20 protein-coding genes are annotated in these 26308 nt (G+C 70.5%); 9 read left to right on the top strand and 11 right to left on the bottom strand.

Annotated features, from left to right (window positions below; all coding sequences use genetic code 11):
- Positions 1-53 precede the first annotated feature (53 nt).
- Both ABZO29_RS15220 and pta read right to left on the bottom strand, forming a co-directional pair.
- Positions 54-1262 (bottom strand): acetate kinase, encoded by a 1209-nt coding sequence (locus ABZO29_RS15220; RefSeq protein WP_367320722.1) that lies wholly within the window; start codon positions 1260-1262, stop codon positions 54-56.
- The gene (gene pta, locus ABZO29_RS15215; RefSeq protein ID WP_367320721.1) at positions 1259-3358 is read right to left on the bottom strand and encodes a phosphate acetyltransferase; all 2100 of its coding nucleotides are present in this window, start codon (positions 3356-3358) and stop codon (positions 1259-1261) included. The genes ABZO29_RS15220 and pta overlap by 4 nt, the downstream gene beginning before the upstream one ends.
- A gap of 225 nt (positions 3359-3583) precedes the next feature.
- On the opposite strand from pta, the gene ABZO29_RS15210 reads away from it, so the two are divergent.
- On the top strand, positions 3584-4609 hold the full coding sequence (locus ABZO29_RS15210) for an ATP-dependent 6-phosphofructokinase (protein ID WP_367320720.1): 1026 nt from the start codon (positions 3584-3586) through the stop codon (positions 4607-4609).
- Positions 4610-4802: 193 nt separating this feature from the next.
- Here ABZO29_RS15210 and ABZO29_RS15205 read toward each other — a convergent pair whose 3' ends face one another.
- The gene (locus ABZO29_RS15205; protein ID WP_367320719.1) at positions 4803-5525 is read right to left on the bottom strand and encodes a helix-turn-helix domain-containing protein; all 723 of its coding nucleotides are present in this window, start codon (positions 5523-5525) and stop codon (positions 4803-4805) included.
- Positions 5526-5655: 130 nt separating this feature from the next.
- On the opposite strand from ABZO29_RS15205, the gene ABZO29_RS15200 reads away from it, so the two are divergent.
- Complete coding sequence (locus tag ABZO29_RS15200; protein WP_367320718.1) at positions 5656-6153, top strand: PPOX class F420-dependent oxidoreductase; 498 nt, start codon at positions 5656-5658, stop codon at positions 6151-6153.
- 15 nt (positions 6154-6168) lie between these two features.
- Here the strand turns inward: ABZO29_RS15200 and ABZO29_RS15195 are convergent, their stop codons facing one another.
- Complete coding sequence (locus ABZO29_RS15195) at positions 6169-7014, bottom strand: 5'-methylthioadenosine/S-adenosylhomocysteine nucleosidase (RefSeq protein WP_367320717.1); 846 nt, start codon at positions 7012-7014, stop codon at positions 6169-6171.
- A 66-nt stretch (positions 7015-7080) separates the two neighbouring features.
- Here ABZO29_RS15195 and ABZO29_RS15190 point away from each other — a divergent pair, with 66 nt between their 5' ends.
- On the top strand, positions 7081-7638 hold the full coding sequence (locus ABZO29_RS15190) for a hypothetical protein (protein ID WP_367320716.1): 558 nt from the start codon (positions 7081-7083) through the stop codon (positions 7636-7638).
- A gap of 24 nt (positions 7639-7662) precedes the next feature.
- On the opposite strand, the gene ABZO29_RS15185 is transcribed toward ABZO29_RS15190, so the two are convergent.
- Both ABZO29_RS15185 and ABZO29_RS15180 read right to left on the bottom strand, forming a co-directional pair.
- On the bottom strand, positions 7663-8358 hold the full coding sequence (locus ABZO29_RS15185) for a response regulator (RefSeq protein WP_367320715.1): 696 nt from the start codon (positions 8356-8358) through the stop codon (positions 7663-7665).
- Positions 8355-10010 carry an ATP-binding protein gene (locus ABZO29_RS15180; protein ID WP_367320714.1) on the bottom strand — a complete coding sequence of 552 codons (1656 nt, stop codon included), beginning with the start codon at positions 10008-10010 and terminating at the stop codon, positions 8355-8357. Before ABZO29_RS15180 ends, ABZO29_RS15185 begins: the two co-directional genes overlap by 4 nt.
- A 123-nt stretch (positions 10011-10133) precedes the next feature.
- Here ABZO29_RS15180 and ABZO29_RS15175 point away from each other — a divergent pair, with 123 nt between their 5' ends.
- Complete coding sequence (locus ABZO29_RS15175) at positions 10134-11558, top strand: cation:dicarboxylase symporter family transporter (protein WP_367326145.1); 1425 nt, start codon at positions 10134-10136, stop codon at positions 11556-11558.
- Between the two features lie 490 nt (positions 11559-12048).
- On the opposite strand, the gene ABZO29_RS15170 is transcribed toward ABZO29_RS15175, so the two are convergent.
- The gene (locus tag ABZO29_RS15170) at positions 12049-12489 is read right to left on the bottom strand and encodes a MarR family winged helix-turn-helix transcriptional regulator (RefSeq protein ID WP_367320713.1); all 441 of its coding nucleotides are present in this window, start codon (positions 12487-12489) and stop codon (positions 12049-12051) included.
- A gap of 90 nt (positions 12490-12579) precedes the next feature.
- Here ABZO29_RS15170 and ABZO29_RS15165 point away from each other — a divergent pair, with 90 nt between their 5' ends.
- The 5 genes from ABZO29_RS15165 (at position 12580) to ABZO29_RS15145 (ending at position 18148) form a co-directional block, all read left to right on the top strand.
- Positions 12580-13287: a maleylpyruvate isomerase family mycothiol-dependent enzyme gene (locus tag ABZO29_RS15165; protein WP_367320712.1), complete on the top strand. Its 708-nt coding sequence runs from the start codon at positions 12580-12582 to the stop codon at positions 13285-13287.
- Positions 13288-13496: 209 nt separating this feature from the next.
- A complete protein-coding gene (locus ABZO29_RS15160; RefSeq protein WP_367320711.1) occupies positions 13497-13925 on the top strand; it encodes a MerR family transcriptional regulator in 429 nt (142 codons plus the stop codon).
- A gap of 14 nt (positions 13926-13939) precedes the next feature.
- Positions 13940-14254: a thioredoxin family protein gene (locus ABZO29_RS15155; RefSeq protein ID WP_367326144.1), complete on the top strand. Its 315-nt coding sequence runs from the start codon at positions 13940-13942 to the stop codon at positions 14252-14254.
- A gap of 189 nt (positions 14255-14443) precedes the next feature.
- Positions 14444-16675, top strand: a complete 2232-nt coding sequence (locus ABZO29_RS15150) for a UvrD-helicase domain-containing protein (RefSeq protein WP_367320710.1) — start codon at positions 14444-14446, stop codon at positions 16673-16675.
- A 75-nt stretch (positions 16676-16750) separates the two neighbouring features.
- Positions 16751-18148 carry a cytochrome gene (locus tag ABZO29_RS15145; RefSeq protein ID WP_367320709.1) on the top strand — a complete coding sequence of 466 codons (1398 nt, stop codon included), beginning with the start codon at positions 16751-16753 and terminating at the stop codon, positions 18146-18148.
- A gap of 162 nt (positions 18149-18310) precedes the next feature.
- Here the strand turns inward: ABZO29_RS15145 and glgB are convergent, their stop codons facing one another.
- The 4 genes from glgB to ABZO29_RS15125 form a co-directional block, all read right to left on the bottom strand.
- Positions 18311-20866, bottom strand: a complete 2556-nt coding sequence (gene glgB / locus ABZO29_RS15140; protein WP_367320708.1) for a 1,4-alpha-glucan branching enzyme — start codon at positions 20864-20866, stop codon at positions 18311-18313.
- A gap of 36 nt (positions 20867-20902) precedes the next feature.
- On the bottom strand, positions 20903-22300 hold the full coding sequence (locus tag ABZO29_RS15135; RefSeq protein WP_367320707.1) for a maltokinase: 1398 nt from the start codon (positions 22298-22300) through the stop codon (positions 20903-20905).
- Between the two features lie 201 nt (positions 22301-22501).
- Positions 22502-24202: a maltose alpha-D-glucosyltransferase gene (treS, locus tag ABZO29_RS15130; protein ID WP_367320706.1), complete on the bottom strand. Its 1701-nt coding sequence runs from the start codon at positions 24200-24202 to the stop codon at positions 22502-22504.
- Positions 24199-26295 (bottom strand): alpha-1,4-glucan--maltose-1-phosphate maltosyltransferase, encoded by a 2097-nt coding sequence (locus tag ABZO29_RS15125; protein WP_367320705.1) that lies wholly within the window; start codon positions 26293-26295, stop codon positions 24199-24201. Before ABZO29_RS15125 ends, treS begins: the two co-directional genes overlap by 4 nt.
- Between the last annotated feature and the right edge of the window lie 13 nt (positions 26296-26308).

Here is a 26308-nt window from a genome sequence, read left to right as displayed (position 1 = left end):
TTTCCCTACGGAATATTCCGTCTGGTGGAAGATACAAATGGGCGGGTGAGTGCTCAGTTGTTCTTTCCGACCAGTGCATAAGTCTGCGTCGCGATTTCCAGTTCCTCGTCGGTCGGCACCACCGCGACGGCCACTCGCGCACCCGCGGGCGAGATCAGCCGCGGCCCGTCACCGCGTACGGCGTTCAGCTCGTCGTCGACCGCCAGGCCCAGCTGCTCCAGGCCCGCCACGGCGGCCGCCCGCACCGGTGCCGCGTTCTCGCCGACCCCGGCGGTGAAAGCAATCGCGTCCACCCGGCCGAGCACCGCGTAATACGCGCCGATGTACTTCTTCAGCCGGTGAATGTAGATGTCGAAGGCGAGTTGTGCCCGCTCGTCGCCCTCGTCGATCCGCCGGCGGATCTCCCGCATGTCGTTGTCCCCGCACAGCCCGATCAACCCGCTCCTCTTGTTGAGAAGAGTGTCGATCTCGTCGGTGGACATTCCGGCAACGCGCATCAAATGGAAGATGACGGCCGGATCCATGTCACCTGATCGCGTACCCATCACGAGCCCCTCCAAAGGCGTCAGCCCCATGGAGGTGTCCACGCACCGCCCCCCTCGCACGGCCGACGCGGACGCCCCGTTGCCGAGGTGCAGCACGATGACGTTCACGTCCTCCGGCGCCCTGCCCAGCAGCTTCGCGGTCGCCCGGGAGACGTACGCGTGCGACGTGCCGTGGAAGCCGTAGCGCCTGATGCGGTGCCGGTCCGCGGTCTCCACGTCGATCGCGTAGCGGGCCGCCGACTCCGGCATCGTCGTGTGGAACGCGGTGTCGAAGACGGCGACCTGGGGCAGGTCCGGCCGCAGCGCCCGCGCGGTGCGGATCCCGGTGAGGTTGGCGGGGTTGTGCAGCGGGGCCACCGGGATCAGCCGCTCGATCTCGGCCAGCACGGCGTCGTCGATCACGGTCGGCTCGGTGAAGTGCTTCCCGCCGTGCACCACCCGGTGGCCGATGGCGGCCAGCTCAGGCGAGTCCAGCCCCAGCCCGTCCTTGGCGAGCTCCGTCGACACGGCCTTGAGGGCGGCGTCGTGGTCGGCGATCGGGCCGGTCCACTCCCGGGTCTCGCCGCCGAGGAGCGGGGTGTGCTTCAGCCGGGAGGTGTCCTCGCCGATGCGCTCGACGATGCCCGTCGCCAGCCGGCTGCTGTCGCGCATGTCGAGCAGCTGGTACTTCACCGACGAGGAACCGGAGTTGAGGACGAGGACTCGGGTGTGGCTCACTGGGCGGTTGCCTTCTCGTGGGAGGAGTCGAGGGACTGGGCCTGGATGGCCGTGATGGCGACGGTCGTGACGATGTCCTGCACGAGCGCGCCCCGGGACAGGTCGTTGACCGGCTTGCGCAGGCCCTGCAGCACCGGCCCGACGGCGATGGCGCCGGCCGAACGCTGCACGGCCTTGTAGGTGTTGTTGCCGGTGTTCAGGTCGGGGAAGATCAACACGCTGGCCTGACCGGCGACTTCGGACTCCGGCAGCTTGGTGGCGGCGACCGTCGGCTCCACGGCGGCGTCGTACTGGATCGGCCCCTCGATCCTCAGGTCGGGGCGCCGCCGCCGCACCAGCTCGGTCGCCTCCCGCACCTTGTCGACGTCGGCGCCCGTGCCGGACGTACCGGTGGAGTACGACAGCATCGCGATCCGCGGCTCCACCCCGAACTGCTCGGCGGTCGCGGCCGACTGGATGGCGATGTCGGCGAGCTGCTCGGCGTTCGGGTCCGGGTTCACCGCGCAGTCGCCGTAGACGAGGACCTTGTCGGCGAGGCACATGAAGAACACGGACGAGACGATGTCCGCGTCCGGCTTCGTCTTGATGATCTCGAAGGCGGGCCGGATGGTCGCGGCCGTGGAGTGCACGGACCCGGAGACCATGCCGTCGGCGAGGCCCTCCTGGACCATCAGCGTGCCGAAGTAGTTCACGTCGGAGACCACGTCGTACGCCAGCTCGGCGGTCACGCCCTTGTGGGCGCGGAACCCGGCGTACAGCTCGGCGAAGGAGTCGCGCAGCTCGCTGGTCGCCGGGTCGATCAACTGGCAGTCGCCGAGGTCGATGCCGAGGTCGGCGGCCTTCTTGCGGATCTGGTCGACGGGGCCGAGCAGGGTCAGATCGCAGACCCCGCGCCGCAGCAGCACCTCCGCCGCGTGCAGGACGCGCTCCTCCGTGCCCTCCGGCAGGACGACGCGGCGCCGGTCGGAGCGGGCCTGCTCGAGGAGCTTGTGCTCGAACATCATCGGCGTCACACGGTCGCTGCTCGGCGCGGAGACCCGCCCCAGGAGGTCGCCGGTGTCGACGTACCGCTCGAAGAGTCCGAGCGCCCGCTCGGCCTTGCGCGGGGTGGCCGCGCTCAACTTCCCCTCCAGGGACAAGAGCTGCTCGGCGGTGGGGAAGCTCATGCCCGGGACCGAGAGGACCGGAGTGCCGGGGGCGAGGCGGGCCGCGAGCGTGAGGACGTCGTCGCCGGGCACCTCGTCGAGGGTGAGCAGCAGACCGGCGATCGGCGGGGTGCCGGCGCTGTGCGCGGCCAGTGCGCCCACGACCAGGTCCGCGCGGTCGCCCGGGGTCACCACGAGGCAGCCCGGGGTCAGGGCGCTCAGGAAGTTCGGCAGCATCGCACCGCCGAAGACGAAGCCGAGCGCGTCCCGGGCGAGCCCGGAGTCGTCGCCGATGAGGACCTTGGCGCCGAGGGTGTGGCTGATCTGGGAGACGGTGGGAGCGGAGAGGGCGGGCTCGTCCGGGAGGACGTAACAGGGCACGGGGAGACGGGAGTCGAGCAGTCCGGCGATCTCGTCCCGGCCGGTGCGGTCCACGCGGTTGGTGACCATGGCGAGGACGTCGCAGCCGAGGCCGTCGTACGCCCGGTACGCGTTGCGCGTCTCGGCGAGCACGGACTCGGTGGTCTGCTTCCGGCCTCCCACGACCGGGATCACGGAGGCGCCGAACTCGTTCGCGAGCCGTGCGTTGAGCGACAGCTCGTCCGGGAGCTGGGTGTCGGCGAAGTCGGTGCCGAGGACGAGGACGACGTCGTAGTCGCGCGCGACTACATGGAACCGGTCGACGAGGGTCGACACCAGCTCGTCGGTCCCGCGCTCGGCCAGCAGGGCGGACGCCTCGTGGTAGTCCATGCCGTACACGGTCGCCGGGTCCTGGGACAGCCGGTAGCGGGCGCGCAGCAGCTCGAACAGGCGGTCCGGGCTGTGGTGGACGAGCGGCCGGAACACCCCGACCCGGTCGACCTGCCGGGTCAGCAGCTCCATGACCCCCAGTTCGACGACCTGGCGGCCGTCTCCGCGGTCGATACCGGTCACGTACACGCTGCGCGTCACGCGAACTCTCCGTTTCTCCGTGTCCTGAAAAATCCCGTATCCGAACAATGTCGCCTGGGTAAACGCCTGTGCAAAAAATCGCCCACCAAGGTGGGCAGAACCCACTTGACAATACCCTCGCACACGGCTAAAGCGCCCGTCAGGGGCGCGTCGGCACCTGCCTGGGCGACGTGAAACAATCGGACTGGCTCACCGGTACCGACAGCGACCAGGAGACACAGCACGATGCGCATCGGAGTTCTCACCGCAGGCGGAGACTGCCCCGGCCTGAACGCCGTGATCAGGTCGGTCGTGCACCGAGCGGTCGACAACTACGGCGACGAGGTGATCGGCTTCGAGGACGGCTACGCGGGCCTGCTCGACGGACGCTACCGCCGCCTCGACCTGAACGCGGTCAGCGGCATCCTCGCCCGCGGCGGCACCATCCTGGGCTCCTCCCGACTGGAGCGCGACCGGTTGCGCGAGGCCTGCGAGCGGGCCGGCGACATGGTCGAGGACTTCGGCATCGACGCGCTCGTCCCGATCGGCGGCGAGGGCACCCTGACGGCGGCGCGGATGCTGTCGGACGCCGGGCTGCCGGTGGTGGGCGTCCCGAAGACGATCGACAACGACATCTCCTCCACGGACCGCACCTTCGGCTTCGACACGGCGGTGGGGGTCGCCACGGAGGCGATGGACCGTCTGAAGACCACCGCCGAGTCCCACCAGCGCGTGATGGTCGTCGAGGTCATGGGCCGGCACGCCGGGTGGATCGCCCTCGAGTCGGGCATGTCGGCCGGCGCGCACGGCATCTGCCTGCCGGAGCGCCCGTTCGACCCGGCCGACCTGGTCAAGATGGTCGAGGAGCGCTTCGCCCGCGGCAAGAAGTTCGCGGTGGTGTGCGTCGCCGAGGGCGCGCACCCGGCCGAGGGCACGATGGACTACGGCAAGGGTGAGATCGACCAGTTCGGCCACGAGCGTTTCCAGGGCATCGGCACGGCCCTGGCGTACGAGCTGGAGCGCCGCCTCGGCAAGGAGGCCAAGCCGGTCATCCTCGGCCACGTCCAGCGCGGTGGCGTACCGACCGCGTACGACAGGGTCCTCGCCACCCGCTTCGGCTGGCACGCGGTGGAGGCCGCGCACCGGGGCGAGTTCGGCAGGATGACCGCGCTGCGCGGGACGGACATCGTGATGGTGCCGCTGGCGGAGGCCGTGACCGAGCTGAAGACGGTGCCGAAGGACCGCATGGACGAGGCCGAGTCGGTCTTCTAGGCCCTGTCCGGCGGATCGGGTCGCAGAAAAGCAGCGGCGCCTGATCAGCGCGGGTGAGCGGGGTCTGGTGCGTCCAGCTGCAAGGCGGAGGAGGGCGTCGACGCGGAGCGTCGGCAACCGACGACAACGCGGCAGATGGGCGTGCCAGACCCCGCGTCTGCGGCATGATCCGCCGGACAGGCCCTGGCCCGTTTCAACCGGTGTTCTCCCGGACGCGGATCCAGAAGTGCTCCAAGATCCGGTCGAGGAGGTCCCGGCCGGCGTCGCTCGAGTCGCCGGCGGCGCTGCCGCCGCCCCAGCTCAGCGTGGCGACCATCTGCCCCTGGTACTCCCGGTGCAGCTCCCGGAGTACGTGCTCCAGCAGGCGCCGGTCCAGGGGCACGGTCCTGCCCACCGGCCGGACGTACGCCTGCCAGCGCGTCGTCACCGCGCCGCGCAGCAGCTCGGCAAGGTGGGGGTCGCGCCCCGTGACGGTGACGAAGTCGGGCAGGGACAGCGAGAGCAGCTCGGCGAGGACGGCGGACTGCCGCTCGCTGCCGCGCCACTGCCCGCTCTCCTCCATCCGCAGATACGCGAGCAGTTCGTGCCCGACGGTACGGGCGACGTCCTCGGGAGCGAGCCCGCGGGCGATCCGGTGCTCGCGCAAGGTGCGTGGCCTGCCGATGAGTTCACCGGGGGAGCACCACAACACGCCCGCGAGGGCGGTGAGTTCGGGACTTGTCGGGGTGGTGGCCCCGCGTTCCCAGGCGAGGACGAGATCAGGGGTGACGTAGGGCAGTCCGTACGAGGCACGCAGCCCGTGGGCGACGTGCTCGGGAGCCATGTTGAGGGCGGTACGGAGTCTGCGGGCGACGGGGGCGTTGAACGGGGGACCGGGCTGGCCGGGCAGGGCTGGGGGTCGGCGCACGGCCCACAACGTACGGGCACGGCGGCATGGTGACTACGGTCTGTTCGGCCAGGATCACGGATTGTGGAAACGTACGGTTCGGGCCGCCGGGCGGGCCTGTCCGGAGATCGTCTGTCGCCGGAGCGGGCCGGCGGCGAGGATGGCGCCGGGACCGGCGGGGACGGGCGTTCGGGAGGGCGAGGGCTTCGTGTACGAGGTGAACGGCAAGGTAGAGGGGCATATTCGCGAGCGTCTGCTGGCGCCGAACTTCTGGCACCTCGCGACGGTCGGCCCGGACGGAGCTCCGCAGGTTTCGCCCATGTGGGCGGACCTCGAAGGTGAGTACGTCATGGTCAACACCGCCATCGGCCGCGTGAAGGAGGAAAACCTGCGGCGCAATCCGAACGTCTCGCTGTCGCACCACGACCCCGAGAACCCGTACGACCGGGTGGAGATCCGGGGCCGGGTGGTCCGGTTCGTGGAGGGCGAGGAGGCGGAGCGCTCGATGGACCGGCTGACGAAGAAGTACATCGGGGAGGACCGCTATCCGTGGCTGCTGCCCGGGGAGCGGCGGGTGATGCTGCTGATCGAGCCGGTGAAGGTGCGGCGGGTGGTGGGGGTGGAGCCGTTCCGGCCAGGCGTGTTGCCGGAGGCGTGACCCTGGACGCTGTCCTTACGGCTGCTGCCGTCCGGTCGACTTCGCGATGACGGTCGCGTGGAAGGTGCCGCCACGGAAGTCGTAGTGGTCGCCGTGGTAGACGGCGGCGCCGTCGGAGCCGGCACGGCGACCGTCCGCCCGCGGCCGATGCTTGCGCAGCACCCCCACCGCCACGGCCGCCGCCCGCGCCGCCGCACGCTCCTGAGAGCCGCCCACGTCGGCCTTGCTCTTGCCGGCATCGGCCAGATCGCTGATCCCCCGGATCACCAGCGCGTCCAACTGCCCGTTCAGATGCGCCGCATGAGCCGTCCCGGACCCCTCCGTCTCGATGGCGGCCGCGTCGTTGTAGTTCTCGCGCAGGTGCCGCGCGATCTCGGACCGGGCGTCGGCCAGGACGACGTCGCCCGCCGCGACGGGCTTGAAGTGCGCCCGCACGTCAGCCATGTCCCGTACGGCGGAACGGGCGGCCTGTACAAGGGCGTTCGAGCTGTGCCAGGCCTCGGGGCGGACCAGGAAGCCACCCGGGGTCTGCTTGCCGCCCTGGATCCCGTACACCTTCGTGCCGACCACGACATCCCCGATCCCGATGTCGTCCTTGAGGCTGCCCGCGACTCCGACGAAGAGGACAGCCTGCGGACGCAGCCACGAGAGGATCTGCGTGGTCAGCGCGGCGGTGTTCACGGCCCCCTCGCCGAGCTCCGCGATCGCGACCCTCCACCCCGTGCCCTCGAGCCGGCCGCGCTCGACCCGGGTTCCGTCCTCGTGGACGAGTTCCTCCCGGTCGACCACGTGAGCGCGCATGGCTGTGTACTCCAGCGCGAGCGCGGTGAGGACCACGACGGTGGGATCAATCTCCGGCACACCCTTAAGGTACTGCCAAGTCGCCTGGCCCAGGCGGCGTGTCGGCAGCGGGGGAAGGGGCCGGACGTGGCGGAGCAGGACGTCACCGTGGGGCAGTTGCTGCTCGCCGAGTACCAGAGCGTCAAGGACGAGCAGAAGGCGCGCATCGGGTTCCGCGACAACCTGCTGTACGTGACGCTCGGTGTCGTCGCGGCCGTCGTCGCCGCGGCGGCTCAGGCGAAGCAGACGTCGATGCTGCTGGCGCTGCCGCCGGTGTGTGTCGTGCTCGGGTGGACCTATCTGGTCAACGACGAGAAGATCTCCGCGATCGGGGCCTATGTACGGGGGGAGTTGGGGCCGAGGCTCGGCGAACTCGCCCAGGCGGGGGAGACCGGGCTCTTCAAGTGGGAGACCTTCCATCGGGGCGATACGCGGCGCGTGCCGCGGAAGGTCGCGCAGTGCGTGATCGATCTGCTCGCCTTCTGCGTCGTACCGCTGGCCGCGCTCGTCGTGTACTGGGCCGGCGGGCAGGTCTCGGCGGGGCTGCTGGTTCTGTCGGTCGTCGAGGCGCTCGCCGTCGTGGGGCTGGGGGTCCTCATCGTCGTGTACGCGGTGCCGTTCGGGTCGCGGGACGCCGTGGCCTGACGGTGAAGCCGTGGTCGGCCGTTCTTACCGCCCCCGCCCTCCGCGAACCCACCGATACACCAACTCAGGCCTCCCCACCTGCCCGTAGACCGGCTTCCGCTCGGCTCTCCCCGCCTCGACCAGATGCTCCAGATACCGCCGAGCGGTGATCCGGGAGATCCCCACGGCCTCCGCGATCCCCGCCGCGGTCAGCCCCTCCTCGCACTCCCGCAAGGCCCCCCGCACCCGCTCCAGCGTCGGCGCGCTCAGCCCCTTCGGCAGCGCGACCGGCCCCGGTGCCCGCAGCGCGGCCAGTGCCCGGTCCACCTCGTCCTGGCCGCTCGCCTCTCCCGCGGCCCCCCGGAACTCCGCGTACCGCACCAGCCGGTCCCGCAAGGTCGCGAAGGTGAACGGCTTCAGTACGTACTGGACGACCCCCAGCGACACCCCTTCCCGCACGATCGCCAGGTCCCGCGCGGACGTCACCGCGATGACGTCCGCGTGATATCCGGCCGCCCGCAGCGACCGCGCCAGCTGCAGCCCGTGCGCGTCCGGCAGGTGCAGGTCCAGCAGCAGCAGATCCACCGGCATGCGGTCCAGCATCCGCCGCGCCTCCGCGCCCGTGTGCGCCTTGCCGACGGCGACGAAGCCGGGCACCCGCCCGACGTACATCACGTGCGCATCCGCCGCCACCGGGTCGTCCTCGACGACCAGGACGCGGATGGGTTGCTCGTTCGTCATGCGTCGCCTCCAGACGCGGGTCCGGACGCGGGCGCGGACACGGTCGCCGATCCGACTGCCTCCCGCAACGGCAACCGCACCTCGAACTCCGCCCCGCCCCCCTCGGCCTCCGCCACCGCCAGGGTCCCCTCGTGCCGGTGCACAGCCTGCCGTACCAGCGCCAGCCCCAGCCCCCGGCCCCCCGGTCCGGACGGCTTCGTCGAGAAACCCCGGTCGAAGACCTGCGAGGCATGTGCGGGATCCACCCCGGCTCCCGTGTCCGACACCCGGAGGATCAGATCCGAACCCTCCGTGTACGCCGCCACCGTCACCCGCGCCCGCAGACTCCCCTGTGCCGCGTCCACGGCGTTGTCGATCAGGTTGCCCAGAATGGTGACCAGGTCCCTGGCCGGCAGCGACTGCGGCAGCAACCCGTCGTCCAGCCCGCTCTCCTCCGAGACCACCAACTCCACGCCCCGTTCGTTGGCCTGTGCCGTCTTGCCCAGCAGCAGCGCCGCCAGCACCGGCTCGCTCACCGCCGCGACCACCTGGTCGGTCAGCGCCTGCGCCAGCTCCAGCTCGGCGGTCGCGAACTCCACCGCCTCCTCCGACCGGCCCAGCTCGATCAGTGAGACGACGGTGTGGAGCCGGTTCGCCGCCTCGTGCGCCTGCGACCGCAGCGCCTGCGTGAAGCCCCGCTCGGAGTCCAACTCGCCCATGAGGGACTGGAGTTCGGTCACATCGCGCAATGTGACCACCGTGCCCCTGCGCTCACCGCCCGACACCGGCGACGTGTTCACCACCAGCACCCGCGACGCCGTCAGATACACCTCGTCCACCCGGGGCTCCGACGCCAGCAACGCGCCCGTGAGCGGTGCCGGCAGCCCGAGGTCGGCGACGGACCGGCCCACCACCTCGCCCGAGACCCCCAGCAACTCCTGCCCGCCGTCGTTGATCAGCGCCACCCGGTACTGCCCGTCGAGCATCAGCAGCCCCTCGCGCACCGCATGCAGGGCCGCCTCGTGGTAGTCGTGCATCCGGCTGAGCTCGGCCGCGTTCATGCCATGGGTGTGACGGCGCAGCCGGGCGTTGATGACGTACGTGCCGATGGCGCCGAGGGCGAGGGCGCCGCCCGCGACCCCGAGCAGGGCCGTGAGCTGGTCCTGCACCCGTGCGCTGATCGCGTCGACCTTGATGCCCGCGCTGACCAGGCCGATGATCTGCTTGTCCTCGTCCTCGATGGGGGTGACCGCGCGGACGGACGCGCCCAGGGTGCCGGTGTAGGTCTCGGTGAACGTGTCGCCCTTCAGCGCCGGGCCGGTGTGGCCACGGAATTTCCGGCCTATCTGGTTCTTGTCCGGGTGCGTCCAGCGGATGCCCTCGGGGTTCATGATCGTGACGAAGTCGACCCGGGCGTCGTGCATGACCTTCAGCGCGTACGGCTGAAGCGATGCCGTGGGATCGGGGGTGCGGATCGCCGCCCGCACGGAGGGGGAGTCGGCGACCGCCCGGGCCACCGCCGTGGCCTGTCGGCCGGCCGCGTCCTCGGCCTGGCTGCGGTCGCTGACGTAGGTGAACAGCGCGTAACCGGCCACGAGGACGGCGATCAGCACGGCCTGCATGCCGAACAGCTGGCCGGCCAGGCTGCGGGGTCTCGGTACCCGGATGTGCATGTCGTCAGTGTGCCCCCGAGGTTAAGCGTGAACTAAATGAACGGAAGGGTGACCGCCCTCACAGGCCGGGACATAGTCATCGGCATCTCCCCAATAACCCCGGACGTGAGCCGCACGCCGGTGATGCCGACGAAGACGTCAAGGAGGGCAGCCGTGGCCGCCGCCAGTACTCCCCGAACGGCACCTGCCGCACCCGCGAAAAAGCGGGACCGCACCCACTACCTGTACATCGCGGTGATCGTCGCGGTCGCCATCGGCATCGCCGTGGGCCTGGCCGCACCGGACTTCGCCGTCGAACTGAAGCCCATCGGTACCGGCTTCGTGAGCCTGATCAAGATGATGATCTCGCCGATCATCTTCTGCACGATCGTCCTGGGCATCGGCTCCGTACGGAAGGCCGCCAAGGTCGGTGCCGTCGGCGGTATCGCCCTGGGCTACTTCCTGGCGATGTCGCTGGTCGCCCTCGGTATCGGGCTCGTCGTCGGCAACATCCTGGAGCCGGGCTCCGGCCTTGCGCTCACCGACGCGGTCAAGGACGCCGGACACGCTCAGGTGGACTCGGAGGCCAAGGACACCACCGAGTTCCTGCTCGGCATCATCCCGACCACGATCGTCTCCGCCTTCACCGAGGGCGAGGTCCTGCAGACCCTGCTCATCGCCGTGCTCGCGGGCTTCGCGCTGCAGGCCATGGGCCCGGTCGGGCAGCCGATCCTGCGCGGTGTCGAGCACATCCAGCGGCTCGTCTTCCGCATCCTCGCGATGGTGATGTGGGCCGCGCCGATCGGTGCGTTCGGTGCCATCGCCGCGGTCGTCGGATCCGCCGGCCTCGACGCGCTCAAGAGCCTCGCCGTCCTGATGCTCGGCTTCTACGTCACCTGCTTCCTCTTCGTCTTCATCGTGCTCGCCGCGCTCCTGCGGATCGTCGCGGGCCTGAACATCCTCACGCTCTTCAAATACCTGAGCCGTGAGTTCCTGCTGATCCTGTCCACCTCCTCCTCCGAGTCCGCGCTGCCGCGCCTCATCGCGAAGATGGAGCACCTCGGTGTCAGCAAGCCGGTGGTCGGCATCACCGTCCCGACCGGCTACTCCTTCAACCTCGACGGCACCATGATCTACATGACCATGGCGTCCCTGTTCATCGCCGACGCGATGGGTACGCCGATGTCGATCGGCGAGCAGATCCCGCTCCTGCTCTTCCTGCTGGTCGCCTCCAAGGGTGCCGCCGGTGTCACCGGTGCGGGTCTGGCCACGCTGGCCGGCGGTCTGCAGTCGCACAAGCCCGCCCTGGTGGACGGCCTCGGCCTGATCGTCGGCATCGACCGCTTCATGAGCGAGGCCCGCGCCCTCACCAACTTCGCCGGCAACGCCGTCGCCACCGTCCTGGTCGGCACCTGGACCAAGGAGATCGACAAGGGCCGCGTCGAGCAGGTGCTCGCCGGTGCACTGCCCTTCGACGAGACGACGCTGCTCGACGAGGACGAGTCCGCGGTCTCGGCCGACCTGCCCGAGCAGCGCGAGGGCGGCGAGAAGGAGCTGGCGAAGGCCTGACCTCCGGACCGCCTCGACTCCGGACGTCCGGCCCGGCCTGAACCCGGGCCGGACGTCCGGCTCAATACCCCGGGCGGCTGAGTGCTCCCCCGTTGCTCATCCGCCCGGTCCAATCGCTCCGTACGGGGGAGCCTCGATTCGCTCAGCTCGGCCACCAGCTCGGTGGCCCGTGAGGCGGGCACGCCCGCCGCGGTCAGCAAGGTCACCGCGGCGGAGCGGCCCGCCTCCTCTGCTTGTGCAGCCGGCTGATCGGCACACTGCTCCTGGGGCCTGTCCGGCGGATCATGCCGCAGACGCGGGGCCTGGCACGCCCTCCGCCCACTCTCGGCTTCGCTCGAGCGGGGGACCCCCATCGCGTCGACGCCCTCCTCCGCCTTGCATCTGGACGCTCCCCCACGCTCGAACAACCTCGCGCGGGGGCACCCCCACCGCCCCGCTCACCTGGGCTTGTCGGTCGCCACCGCTTTTCTGCGACCTGATCCGACAGGTCCTAGGCCCAGGGGTCGGTGATCTCCCGCAGCAGCGTCAGCGCCTCACGCAGTTGATTCATGCGCCGCTTGCCGAGGTGTGTCTCCCACTCCTTCTCGACCTCGGCGACCACGCCGTCGGCGATCTCCTTGGACTCCCACGCCTTCTCCGCGAGGCACACCAGCCGGGCCCGCTTGTCGGTCGGGTCCGGCACGCGTTTCACATAGCCCGCCTTCTCCAGCTGGTCGACCAGGAAGCCCGCGGTCTGCTTGGTGATCTGGGCCTGTTCGGCCAGCTCCGTCAGTCGCGTGCCGTTCGGGCCGATGCGCTGCAGGACCCGGGCCTGGGCGGGCGTGAAGTCGTCGAAGCCGGCCTCCGCGAGCACGGCGAAGATACGGTTCTCCAGGGCCCGGTACGGGATGAACAGGAGCAGCCCCGTGTTGAGCTCGCTCTCCGTCACCATCTTCGATGCTCCCTTCGCACCTTGACTTTGGTCAGAGTCTCTGACTACTTTAGTCAGGGAAGCTTACCACTTGAGTGGGGGGTGATCCACATGGGTGTGGCGTTGGACACGGACGAGCTCTGGCAGATCGTCGACCGTGAGCGGGCGAGTCTGGCCGACCTTCTGGAGGGGCTGAGCCCGGGGGAGTGGGATACGCCGACGCGGTGCGGCGACTGGCGGGTGAGGGACGTCGCGGCGCATCTGACGATGGGGGCGCGCTTCACGTACCGCCGGGTGCTGCGCGAGTTCGTCAGGGCACGCGGCAACCTCGACCGGATGATCCACGACGCCTCGGTCCGCGAGGGGCAGGCGCCGGTCGAGGAGATCGTCGCCAACCTGCGCTCCATCGTCGGCTGCCGCCGCATGGCACCGGTCACCACGCCCCGCGAGTCGCTGCTCGACGTCCTGGTCCACGGCCAGGACATCGCCCTCGCGCTCGGCCGTACGCGTGAGATGCGCCCCGAGGCCGCCCGCGACGCCGCCGACCGGGTGTGGACCATGCGCATGCCGCCGCGGCCCTGGCCCCTGCCGCACGTCCGGCTCGTCGCCACCGACATCGAGTGGTCGCGCGGGCAGGGGGAGGATGTCCGCGGCCCGATCGCGGCCCTGCTCCTGCTGCTCACCGGGCGTGAGGAAGCGGCCCGTGAGTGGTTCGAGCGGGCAGGCGCGCGCGAGGCCGAGGAGCCGCCGCGGTCGACGGCACAGTGCCGGCCGGGGTGCGAACCGCTCATGGCCCGCCGGACCACCGCGCACGGGTAGCGCGGGCAAGGCCCGCGAGGAACCACGAGGAACCAAGAGGAACCACGGGGATACGGGGGAACCGATGGGGTGGGCCCGGCGCCGGGCCCACCCCATCGAGCGTCCACCCGGAGCACCTCGAGGCGGACTGTCGCGGCCGGTGGGACCGAGCCGCGTTGCCGGCGGCCGGCCTTGCCTTGACGTCGGCGTCAAGGCGTACGTTCGGACGCATGCGAATCGGCGAGCTGGCCGCACGGGCCGGGACCACGACGCGGACTCTGCGGTACTACGAGTCGCGGGGACTGCTGCCCGCGCGGCGGGACGACAACGGGTACCGGTCGTACGACGAGCGCGACCTGCGGCTGCTGGAGCAGATCAGGACGTTGCAGGACTTCGGGTTCGACCTGGAGGAGACCCGGCCCTTCGTGGAGTGTCTGCGGGCGGGGCACCCGGAGGGCGACTCGTGCCCCGCGTCGCTCGCGGTCTACCGGCGCAAGCTGGACGAACTGGACGCGCTGATCGGCGAGTTGCAGGCCGTGCGGGCCACGGTCGGCGCGCAGCTGGCGCGGGCCGAGCGGGCGCGGGACGAACTGGCCGCCGAGGCGGAGGCTCCGGGTGGTCCGGAGCCGGTGTGCGAGCTGGGAGGGACCTTCAGGTGATCAAGGCGGCGGGCGTGGCCGAGGTGACGGACGCGGACTTCGCGGCGGAGGTGATCGGGGCGGAGCTGCCGGTTCTGGTGGAGTTCACCGCGGACTGGTGCCCGCCGTGCCGGCAGATGGGGCCGGTGCTTACGGCCCTCGCGGCCGAGGAGGGCGAGCGGCTCAAGGTGGTCCAGCTGGACGTGGACACCAACCCTGAGACGACGAACGCGTACAAGGTGCTGTCGATGCCCACCTTCATGGTGTTCCGCAACGGGGAGCCCGTGAAGGCGATGGTGGGGGCCCGACCCAAGCGGCGGCTGCTGGAGGAGCTGGCTGACGTGCTGTAACTCGGCCCATTCACGAGAAAATCCCCCGAGTAATTGCGCTCGGGGGATTTTCTTGCGTATATTCAACGATTCGCGACTTCGGATCTGCCTGTAAATGGGTCTGGTCGCAAAGAAGTTCAGTGAACGCAGTATATCCGGGCGGGAGTGGAATTGTCAAACACCGGTTTTCCACACAGTGAAGACACTGAATTGCGGCGCGAGCAGGAATTCATCGACGGCCTGTACGTGCGCGTGGACGCCCTGCGTGGGGACACCGAGGCCGGCGTGACGGACGCACTCGCGCAGGGCAACACGCCCATGCAGGCCCGGTTGGAGCGGGACATCCTGGTCGCCGAGCGATCGGGACTGCTCGCCGCGCTGAACGCGGTCGACGGCTCGCTCTGCTTCGGGCGTGTCGACCTCACCTCGGGCACGAGCCACCACATCGGCCGCATCGGCCTGCGCACCGACGACGCCGAGCGCACACCGATCCTGATCGACTGGCGTGCCGACGTCGCCCGCCCGTTCTACCTGGCCACCGGACACACCCCGATGGGCCTGCGCCGGCGCCGGCACATCACCACCAGCGGCCGTACGGTGACCGCGCTGCACGACGAGATCCTCGACCTCGGCGACGAGACCCGCACCGGTCACGAGGACCCGACCGGCGACGCCGTCCTGCTCGCCGCGCTCAACTCCGCGCGCACCGGCCGCATGAGCGACATCGTGCAGACCATCCAGGCCGAGCAGGACGAGATCATCCGGGCACCGCACCGCGGCGTGCTGGTGGTCGAGGGCGGTCCGGGCACCGGCAAGACCGCCGTCGCCCTGCACCGGGCGGCGTATCTCCTGTACGAACACCGGGAGTTGCTGGCCAAGCGGGCCGTCCTCATCGTCGGCCCCAACCCCGCCTTCCTCGGCTACATCGGCGAGGTGCTGCCCTCGCTCGGTGAGACGGGTGTCCTCCTCGCGACGGTCGGGGAACTGTTCCCCGGTGTGAACGCGACGGCGAGCGACACCCGCGCGGCGGCCGCGGTGAAGGGACGCGCCGACATGGCGGACGTCCTGGCCGACGTCGTACGCGACTGGCAGGCGCTGCCCGACCCGGTGATCGCGATCGAGCACGACCGCGAGATCCTGATGCTCGACGACGGCCTGGTGAAGGTGGCGCGCGAGCGCACCCGCGAGGCCGGGCTGCCGCACAACGTGGCCCGTGAGCACTTCGAGGGCCACATCCTCAACACGCTCACCGACATGGTCGCCGAGCGCATCGGCACGGACCCCTACGACGGTACGAACCTGCTGGACCCGAGCGACGTCACACAGATCCGCGACGAACTCGCCGAGAACCCCGAGGTGTGGGCCGCCATCGACCAGTTGTGGCCGCGCCTGACCCCGCAGCGCCTGGTCGCGGACTTCCTCGCCGACCCCGTCGGCTACCTCCCCGACGAGGACGCGGCCGCCATCCGCCGCCCGGTGACCCGGGCGTGGACCGTGGCGGACGTACCGCTGCTGGACGAGGCGGCCGAACTGCTCGGCGTGGACGAACGGGTGGCGCGGGCGAGGGCCGAGCACGAGCGGGAGACGCAGGTGGCCTATGCCCAGGGCGTCCTCGACGTCTCGTACGCCTCCCGCACCTACGAGTTCGAGGACAAGGAGGACGGCGATCCCGACGGCTCCGAGGTCCTGTCCGCGCACGACATCATCGACGCCGAGCGGTTCGCCGAACGGCAGGAGGAGGGCGACCACCGCAGCGCCGCCGAACGCGCCGCGGCCGACCGGACCTGGGCGTTCGGGCACATCATCGTCGACGAGGCGCAGGAGCTGTCGCCGATGGCGTGGCGGCTGCTGATGCGGCGCAGCCCGACCCGCTCGATGACCCTGGTCGGCGACCCGGCGCAGACCGCGGAGGCGGCGGGCGTCGGCTCCTGGCAGAAGGTCCTGCAGCCTTACGTCGAGGACCGCTGGGAGCACACCCGCCTGGGTGTCAACTACCGCACACCCGCCGAGATCATGGAACTCGCGGCAGCCGTCGTGCGCGCCGAGGACCCCGGCTTCGAGCCCCCGAGTTCGGTGCGGTCGACGGGCGTACGGCCGTGGGTGCGCGCGACCGACGACCTGCCCGGCGCCGTGGCCGAGGCAGTGAAGGAGCTGACCCCCGCCGAGGGCCGGCTCGCGGTCATCGCCCCGCGCCATCTGCACCGCAGGCTGGCGGCACGGCTGGAGGGGGTGACGGCGGGCGCCGCGCCCGACCTGACGCGGACCGTCGTACTCCTCGACCCCCGGCAGTCGAAGGGGCTGGAGTTCGACTCCGTGCTCGTCGTCGAGCCGGGGCTGTGCGGCACGAGCGATCTGTATGTGGCGCTGACGCGGGCCACGCAGCGGCTGGGCGTGCTGTACACCGGCCGGCTGCCGAAGGCGCTGGCCGACGCCTTTGCGTAGCCGGGGATCACCAAGCCGTAACAGTTCACGCCACGATCACTGCGTGTGCACGGCCGGTGCGGTAAGCGTGTGCACATGGAAGCCCACCCCTACGCCACCGCACCGGCCGACAGCCCCACGCTCGAGTCGCTGCCCGTGGAACCGCTGCTCACCGCGGAGTTCGATGCCGACCCGGGCGCCGTGTACGAGCGGCTGCGGCGGACCTACGGTCCGGTGGCGCCCGTCGGTCTGATGGGCGTGCCGGTGTGGCTGGTTCTCGGTTACCGCGAGGTCCTGGAGGTCCTCAGGAACGAGAGTCAGTGGCGGCGGGACATCCGTTACTGGCGGGCCCGCGCGCAGGGGCAACTGCCGCCCGACTGGCCGCTGCTCGCCGGCTACGAGGTGCGGCAGATGATGTTCATGGACGAGGAGGAACACGGGGCGGCACGCCGCACGCACCGCTCGGCGCTCGGCCCCTTCCAGGCCGCCCGCAGCCAGGAGGGGTGGGAGCTGCGGGCCGCCGTGGAGCGGTACGCGGACGAACTGGTCGCCCTGCTCGCCTCGGAGTCGGGCTCGGCCGGCTACGCCGACCTGGGCGCGCAGTACACGCGGCCGCTGCTGCTGATGGTCACCGCCAAGCTGTTCGGCTGCCCTGTGGAGCTCGGCGACGAACTGGTCATGGACCTGTGGCGGATGCTGGACGGCGGACCCGACTCGGGCCCCGCCACCGCCCGGGCCCTGGCCGCGTTCACCCGGCTGGCCGCGCACCGCAGGGCCCGCCCCGGAGACGACTTCACGTCCTACATGCTGCTCGCCGACCCGGACTACACGGACGAACAGCTCGGCCGGGAGCTGTTCATGAACGCCGTCTACCTCAACGACATCACCGGGAACATGGTCCTCAACACCCTGCTCGAGGTGCTGCGCGGCAACGTCACCGTCCGCCGCAGCCTGTCCGCCGGGCAGCTCGGCGAAACCGTCAACCGGGCGGCGCTCGCCAACCCGCCGGTCGCCAACATGTGCTTCCGCTTCGCCGCGCGGGACGTCCGGCTGGGCGACTTCTGGGTCCGGGCAGGCGACCTCGTCTCGCCGTCCGCGGCGGCAGCGCACCGGGAACTGCAGGCCGTCGGCTCCTCCCACATGATCGGTGCGGCGGTCAGCACCCGGGCCCATCTGGGGTGGGGTGCGGGTCCGCACCAGTGCCCCAGCGCGGCGCGCGAACTGGGGGGACTGATCGTGAGCACGGCGGTGGGGCGTGTCTTCGACCACTTCACCAAGGCCGAACTGACCCTTCCTGCCGATCAGTTGCCGTGGCGGTCGGGGCCGGTTGTGCGGGGACTGCGGGTGCTGCCGGTGCGGTACGAACTGGCGGCGGGTGCACCGTCGCTCGGCCGGTCGCATCCGACGCGGTCGGCTTTGGAGGCGCAGGGCACCGACGGGCAGGCGAGGGGGCTGCTGGCGGCGCTGCGGAGGCTGATGTTCGGGGGTCGCTGAGGTTTCCTCGCCCCCGCCGCCCCTACCCGTCCCATCCCAGGGGCTCCGCCCCTTCGACCCCGCCAGGGGGCTCCGCCCCCCGGACCCCCGGGCCTGCGCCCACCCACCATGAACGGGTGGTGGGTGGGGCATAGGCCGGGGGCTGGGCGGGGGCGGGAAACGCTACGCCGGCCGCAGCCACACCGTTGACAACGGCGGCAGCGTCAGGCGGATGCTTGCCGGGCGGCCGTGCCAGGGCTGGGGCTCCGGTTTGACCGGGTCGGGGTTCGTGACGTCGCCGCCGCCGTAGCGTGCCGTGTCGGTGTTGAGGACTTCGTGCCAGGCCGGGATGTCGTCGGGGACACCCAGGCGGTAGTCCTGCCGGACGACGGGGGAGAAGTTGGACACGGCCAGCAGGGGCGTGCCTTCCGCGTCGAAGCGCAGGAACGCGAAGACGTTGTCGTCGGCCGCGTCCCCGACCACCCACTGGAAGCCGTCGGGCGTGGCGTCGCACTGCCACAGGGCCGGAGTCGCGCGGTAGACGGTGTTGAGGTCGCGGACGAGGTCTCTGACCCCCCGGTGGTCGGCCTCGGCGCCGTAGGCGGGGTCGAGGAGCCACCAGTCGGGGCCGTGCGCCTCGGACCATTCGGCGCCCTGGGCGAACTCCTGGCCCATGAACAGCAGCTGTTTGCCGGGGTGGGCCCACATGAATCCGAGGTAGGCGCGGTGGTTGGCGCGCTGCTGCCACCAGTCGCCCGGCATCTTCGACACCAGCGAGCGCTTGCCGTGGACGACCTCGTCGTGGGAGATGGGCAGGACGTAGTTCTCGCTGTAGGCGTAGACCATCGAGAAGGTCATCTCGTGGTGGTGGTACTTGCGGTGGACCGGCTCGTGGCTCACGTACTCGAGCGAGTCGTGCATCCAGCCCATGTTCCACTTCAGCCCGAACCCGAGGCCGCCGAAGCCGCTCGGTCCCTGGTGGTGCGTGGCCCGCGTGACGCCGTCCCACGCCGTGGACTCCTCGGCGACGGTGATCACACCCGGCACCCGCCGGTACACGGTCGCGTTCATCTCCTGCAGGAACGCCACCGCGTCCAGGTTCTCCCGGCCGCCGTGCACGTTCGGGATCCACTGCCCCGGCTCACGGGAGTAGTCGAGGTAGAGCATGGAGGCGACGGCGTCCACGCGCAGGCCGTCGATGTGGAACTCTTCGCACCAGTACACCGCGTTGGCGACCAGGAAGTTGCGCACCTCGCGCCGCCCGAAGTCGAACTCGAGGGTGCCCCAGTCGGGGTGGGCGGAGCGCAGCGGGTCCTCGTGCTCGTACAGGGGGCGGCCGTCGAACTCGGCCAGTGCCCAGTCGTCGCGCGGGAAGTGCGCCGGGACCCAGTCCATGAGGACGCCGATGCCGGCCCGGTGCAGGGCGTCGACCAGGTACTTGAAGTCGTCGGGGGTGCCGAGGCGGGCCGTCGGCGCGTAGAAACCGGTGACCTGGTAGCCCCAGGAGCCGCCGAAGGGATGCTCGGCGACCGGCATCAGCTCCACGTGCGTGAAGCCCAGGTCCTTGACATAGGCCGGCAGCTGTTCGGCGAGTTGACGGTACGTCAGTCCAGGTCGCCAGGACGCGAGATGGACCTCGTAGACGGAGAACGGCGACTCGTGCACGGGCGTGTCGGCCCGCCGCGCCAGCCACGCCCCGTCGCTCCACTCGTGGTGCGAGGCGTGCACGATCGAGGCCGTGTCGGGCGGGGCCTGGGTGCGGCGGGCCAGCGGGTCGGCGCGCAGGGTCTTCGAGCCGTCGGGGCGGGTGATCTCGAACTTGTACAGCTCGCCCTCGCCGATGCCCGGCACGAACAGCTCCCAGACACCCGAGCCGCCGAGCGAACGCATCGGGTACCCGGTGCCGTCCCAGAAATTGAACGTGCCGGCCAGGCGCACGCCCCGAGCGTTGGGCGCCCACACGGTGAAGCGGGTGCCCGTCACACCCTGGTGCGTCATGGGCTCCGCGCCCAGCGCCCGCCACAGCTGCTCGTGCCGGCCCTCGCCGATCAGATGCAGGTCCAGATCGCCCAGCGCGGGCAGGAAACGGTACGCGTCCTCGGTGTCCTGCACCGTCCCCTCGTAGGTCACGAGGAGCCGGTACTCCGGGACGTCGTTCAGCGGGAGGAGCCCGGAGAAGAACCCGTCCCCGTCGTCGTGCAGATCGGCCCGCAGATTCCCGGCCACGACCGTGACGGACAGCGCGTACGGGCGGAAGGCCCGGAAGACGACCCCGCCCGGTGCGGGACGGGCGCCGAGCACCGAGTGCGGGTCGTGATGAGTGCCGTCGAGCAGCCGCTCGCGGTCACCGGCGTCGAGCGCGGGGGAGACGGCTACGACCAGTGGCGCCGCCTTCTCGGGAGCGGTCTTCTTCGCGGCGGCCTTCTTGGGGGAGTCCTTCTTCGGCGTGGCTTTCTTCGCAGCGGTGGCCGCTTTCTGTGCCGTCGCCTTCTTGGCAACCGCCTTCTTCGCCGACGCCGTTTTCTTGGCCGATGCGGTCTTCTTGGCCGACTCGGTCTTCTCGGGCGGTGCCGCCTTCTTGGCAGGGGTCTTCTTCACCGCTGCCTTTTCGGCCGGCGTCTTCCTGGCCGCCGACTTCTTCGCGGCGCTCTTCTTCTTCGCGGCCGTCGGCCGCTCGGCGCTGTTCTCCTCGGCCGTCTTCTTCGGATCCGGGCCGCTGGACGGTGGGCGGGGGGTCACGGGCGGGAGCCTCCTCGGCGAGGGTCAGAAGGTCGGTCAGGTCAGGTCGGGTGTGGCGTACCGCTCGATCGCGGCCATGGGCACCGGCAGCCAGTCGGGACGGTGGCGGGCCTCGTAGACGACCTCGTAGATCGCTTTGTCCGTCTCGTACGCCCGCAGCAGCACGGGGTCGGTCCGCGGATCGACGCCGCTGACCTCGGCGTACCCGGAGCAGTACGCCGCCCGGCACGCCTGTGCCCAGTCCGGCGCCGGCGGGTCCGCGGAGTGGGCCGCGTAGTCGAAGGAGCGCAGCATCCCCGCGACGTCCCGCACCGTCGGCTGCGGCATCCGCCGCTCGGCCAGCGGCTTGGCGGGCTCGCCCTCGAAGTCGATCAGGGACCACTCCCCGTCGGGAGCCCGCAGGCACTGCCCGAGGTGCAGGTCGCCGTGGATGCGCTGGGCGGTCCAGGTGTGCCCCTCGGCGGCCAGGTCGGCCAGCGCCGCGAAGGCGGAGTGCAGCCCCGGCACGTGGGGGCGCAGCGTCGGCACGGCCTGTGCGGCCGCGTCGAGCCGCTCGATCATGCCGTCGACCAGCGGCTGCAACTGGGCGTGCCCCAGGGTGACCGTGGGCAGCGCACGGGCGAGGGCCGTGTGCACCTCGGCGGTGGCGCGCCCCAGCGCCCGCGCCTCGGCGGCGAAGTCCTCGCCCTTGGCCAGCTCGCGCAGCGCCAGCTCCCAGCCGTCCGCCGCGCCCTGCACGAAGGGCTGGAGCACACCCAGGACGTACGACGCCTCCGTGGCCCCGTCGAAGTCCGCCCGTATCCATGCCGCAGGCGCGGGCACCCGCGCACAGCCCTCGTGCGCCAGGGCCAGCGGCAGTTCCAGGTCGGGATTGATCCCGGGCACGATCCGGCGCAACAGCTTCAGAATGAACGTATCTCCGTAGACGACCGACGAATTCGACTGCTCGGCGGACATCATGCGCGGGACCAGCCCGGCCCGGATCTCCTGGTTGCGGTCCCGCTCGAAGTACAGCCCGCCGATCCGGGTCTGGCTGCGCAGGGCCTCCAGGAGCAGTTCGGCGGGCCGGGTGTCGTACAGGGCCTCGTACACCGTCCTCCCGGCGAGCGGCCCGTCCTCCACGTGTCCGATCAGCGCGGGCGCCAGCCGGGGCGGCAGCGCCTCGCGCGCGCCTATCAGGAGCTGATAGCAGTCCCCGGGGTGGGAGGAGCCCCCCGGGGCGCTTGGCTGATGGACGCGGACCAGCAGGTGGTACAGACCGAGCCGGGCATCGGCGGGCAGCAGCTCCGTGGCCGCCACCAGGGAGAAACCGGTGACCGGCCGCCCCTTGCCCGCGAACCAGCGCTGCCGCGGCAGCCACTCCCGCAGCAGCGGGTCCAGTGACGCGAGCAGGCCAGGACTTGTCGTGCTGGAACGTGTGACAGTTTCCGCCATGGCGTCACGTCCTTTCCCCTTATTTTGGCTCGTTCCTCCGGGGCGCTCCAGCGGGTGTCGAGAGCTCGACCGTGCTCAGCCCTTCGGGCCTCCGCGCGCTCGACCTCTCGACACCCGCGCGCCCCTTCGGCTCGCGCGCGTGGTCGGGGTGTTACTGATGCGTGCCCCGGGCGGGACGGGAGAAACGCCCCGCCCCGGGTTCTAGGCCGCGTCCTTCCGGAGCCGGAACCAGTAGAAGCCGTGTCCCGCCAGGGTCAGCAGGTACGGCAGCTCCCCGATGGCGGGGAAACGGACCCCGCCGAACAGCTCGACGGGGTGGCGTCCGTTGAACCTGCGCAGGTCCAGTTCGGTGGGCTGGGCGAAGCGGGAGAAGTTGTGCACGCACAGGACGAGGTCGTCCTCGTACTCGCGCAGGAAGGCGATCACGGCCGGGTTGGAGGACTGCAGTTCGGTGTAGGAGCCGAGTCCGAAGGCGGGGTTCTGCTTGCGGATCTCGATCATGCGGCGGGTCCAGTGCAGCAGCGACGAGGGCGACGACATGGACGCCTCGACGTTGGTGACCTGGTAGCCGTAGACCGGGTCCATGATGGTCGGCAGGAAGAGCCGGCCGGGGTCACTGGAGGAAAAACCTGCGTTGCGGTCCGGTGTCCACTGCATGGGGGTGCGGACGGCGTCGCGGTCGCCGAGCCAGATGTTGTCGCCCATGCCGATCTCGTCGCCGTAGTACAGGATCGGTGATCCGGGCAGGGACAGCAGCAGGGCGGTGAAGAGTTCGATCTGGTTGCGGTCGTTGTCGAGCAGGGGGGCCAGGCGGCGGCGGATGCCGATGTTGGCGCGCATGCGCGGGTCCTTGGCGTACTCCGCGTACATGTAGTCGCGTTCTTCGTCGGTGACCATTTCGAGGGTGAGCTCGTCGTGGTTGCGCAGGAAGATGCCCCACTGGCAGTTGGAGGGGATCGCGGGGGTCTTGGCGAGGATCTCGGAGACCGGGTAGCGGGATTCCCTGCGCACGGCCATGAAGATGCGGGGCATGACGGGGAAGTGGAAGGCCATGTGGCATTCGTCGCCGCCGGCCTGGTAGTCGCCGAAGTAGTCGACCACGTCCTCGGGCCACTGGTTCGCCTCGGCCAGCAGCACCGTGTCCGGGTAGTGGGCGTCGATCTCCTTCCGCACCCGTTTGAGGAACTCGTGGGTCGCGGGGAGGTTCTCGCAGTTCGTGCCCTCCTCGGCGTACAGGTAGGGCACGGCGTCCAGGCGGAATCCGTCGATGCCCAGGTCCAGCCAGAAGCGGAGCGCGGAGATCATCTCTTCCTGCACGGCCGGGTTCTCGTAGTTCAGGTCCGGCTGGTGGGAGAAGAAGCGGTGAAAGAAGTACTGCTTGCGCACGGGATCGAAGGTCCAGTTGGAGACTTCCGTGTCGACGAAGATGATGCGGGCGTCGGCGTACTGTTTGTCGTCGTCGGCCCACATGTAGTAGTCGCCGTAGGGGCCGTCGGGGTCCTTGCGAGACTCCTGGAACCACGGGTGCTGGTCGCTGGTGTGGTTCATGACGAAGTCGATGATCACGCGCATGCCGCGCTGGTGGGCGGCGTCGACGAACTCGACGAAGTCGGCAAGGTCGCCGAACTCGGGCAGCACGGAGGTGTAGTCGGAGACGTCGTAGCCGCCGTCGCGCAGGGGCGACTTGAAGAAGGGCGGCAGCCACAGACAGTCGACACCGAGCCACTGCAGGTAGTCGAGTTTGGCGGTGATGCCCTTGAGGTCGCCGACGCCGTCCCCGTTGCTGTCCTGGAAGGAGCGGACGAGGACCTCGTAGAAGACGGCGCGCTTGAACCACTCCGGGTCCCGGTCCTTGGCCGGTGTGTCCTCGAAAGTGTCCGGAACGGGCTCATTGACGATCATTTTGTGGGTGACCCTCCGATCTGCGGGGACGGTCGCAGGACGGTGAAGACATGCGCGGGCCGGATGCCCGGTTCGAGGCGCACATAGTTGGTCCTGCCCCAGTGATAGGTCTCGCCGGTGAGCTCGTCGCGCACCGGCACCGACTCGTGCCAGTCCAGGCCGAGTTGTGGCATGTCCAACGAGACGGTGGCCTCCTGGGTGTGGTGAGGGTCGAGGTTGGCGACCACCAGAACCGTGTTCGAACCGCTTCTCTTCGAATACGCGATCACCGCGTCCTTGTCCGCCTGGTGGAAGTGGAGATCGCGCAGCTGACGGAGGGCCGGGCTGCGGCGCCTGATCTCGTTGAGGCGGGTGATCAGGGGGGCGATGGTGGCTCCCGCGCGTTCGGCGGCCTCCCAGTCGCGTGGTTTGAGCTGGTACTTCTCCGAGTCGAGGTACTCCTCGCTGCCGTCCTTGAGCGGGGTGTTCTCGCACAGTTCGTAGCCGGAGTAGATGCCCCAGGTCGGTGAGAGCGTGGCGGCGAGCACCGCGCGGACCTCGAAGGCGGGCCGGTGGCCGTGCTGGAGGTAGGCGTGCAGGATGTCGGGGGTGTTGGCGAAGAAGTTCGGCCGCATGTAGGCGGCCGCCTCGCCCGACAGCTCGGTCAGGTACTCGGTGAGTTCCTGTTTGCCGGTGCGCCAGGTGAAGTAGGTGTAGGACTGCTGGAAGCCGATCTGGGCCAGGGTGTGCATCATCGCCGGCCGGGTGAACGCCTCCGCCAGGAAGATCACGTCGGGGTCGGTGCGGTTGATGTCCGCGATCACGCGTTCCCAGAACACGACCGGTTTGGTGTGCGGGTTGTCCACGCGGAAGATCCGCACCCCGTGGGACATCCAGTGCCGCAGCACCCGCAGCGTCTCCGCGATCAGGCCGTCCATGTCGGCGTCGAAGGCGATGGGGTAGATGTCCTGGTACTTCTTCGGCGGGTTCTCGGCGTAGGCGATGCTGCCGTCGGGGCGGTGGTGGAACCACTCGGGGTGCTTGTGCACCCAGGGGTGGTCCGGGGAGCACTGCAGGGCGAAGTCCAGGGCGATCTCCAGGCCGGCCTCCGCCGCCCGGTCCACGAACCAGGCGAAGTCCTCGAGGGTGCCCAGGTCGGGGTGGACGGCGTCGTGGCCGCCCTCCGGGGAGCCGATCGCCCAGGGCACGCCCACGTCGTCGGGGGTGGGGTTGAGCGTGTTGTTGCGGCCCTTGCGGAAGGTGGTGCCGATGGGGTGGATGGGCGGCAGGTAGACCACGTCGAAGCCCATCGCGGCGATGGCCGCAAGACGGCGGGCGGCGGTGCGGAAGGTGCCGTGCGGCCGCTCGGGGGCGCCCTCGGAGCGGGGGAAGAACTCGTACCAGGCGCCGTACAGGGCCCGCTCGCGCTCCACCAGCAGCGGCAGCGTCCCGGACGCCGTGACCAGCTCCCGCAGCGGATACCGGGCCAGCACCGCACCCACCTCCGGCGTCAACGCCCCCGCCAGCCGGGAGGCGGCCGGGCGGCTCTCGTCGCGGAGTGCGTCGACGGCGGCGAGGACGACGTCCCGTTTCCGGCCGCCCTTGGGTACTCCGGCGGCCGCCCGCTCGTACAGCCGCGCACCCTCCTCCAGGACCAGGTCCGTGTCCATCCCCGCCGGGATCTTGATCTCCGCGTGATGGCGCCAGGTGGTGACCGGATCCGCCCAGGCCTCGACGGTGTAGGTCCAGTGGCCCGGCGCTCCGGCGGTGACGGTGGCGCCCCACCGGTCCGTGCCGGGGGCGAGTTCCCGCATGGGCGTCCACGGACCGGGACGGCCGTCCGGATCCGTCAGTACGACGTTGGCGGCGACGGCGTCATGACCCTCGCGGAACACGGTCGCCGAGATCTCGAACGTTTCGCCGGTCACCGCCTTGGCGGGACGGCGCCCGTGCTGGACGACCGGCCGGACGTCGAGGACAGGTATGCGCCCGACGGCGGTGGCGCCGCCCACGGAGGGTTGCTCCGGAGCCGGCGGACCGGCGCCGACCGGGCGCGCGGGGGGCGCTTGGGTGCTGTGTGTCGGGGGTGCTGACGAGTGGTGCGTGGCGGGCATGACCGGCTCCTGT

The organism is Streptomyces sp. HUAS ZL42, from assembly GCF_040782645.1.
GTDB lineage: Bacteria > Actinomycetota > Actinomycetes > Streptomycetales > Streptomycetaceae > Streptomyces.
Note: the sequence above shows the minus strand (reverse complement) of the source record. Positions and strands in the feature narration are given on the sequence as shown.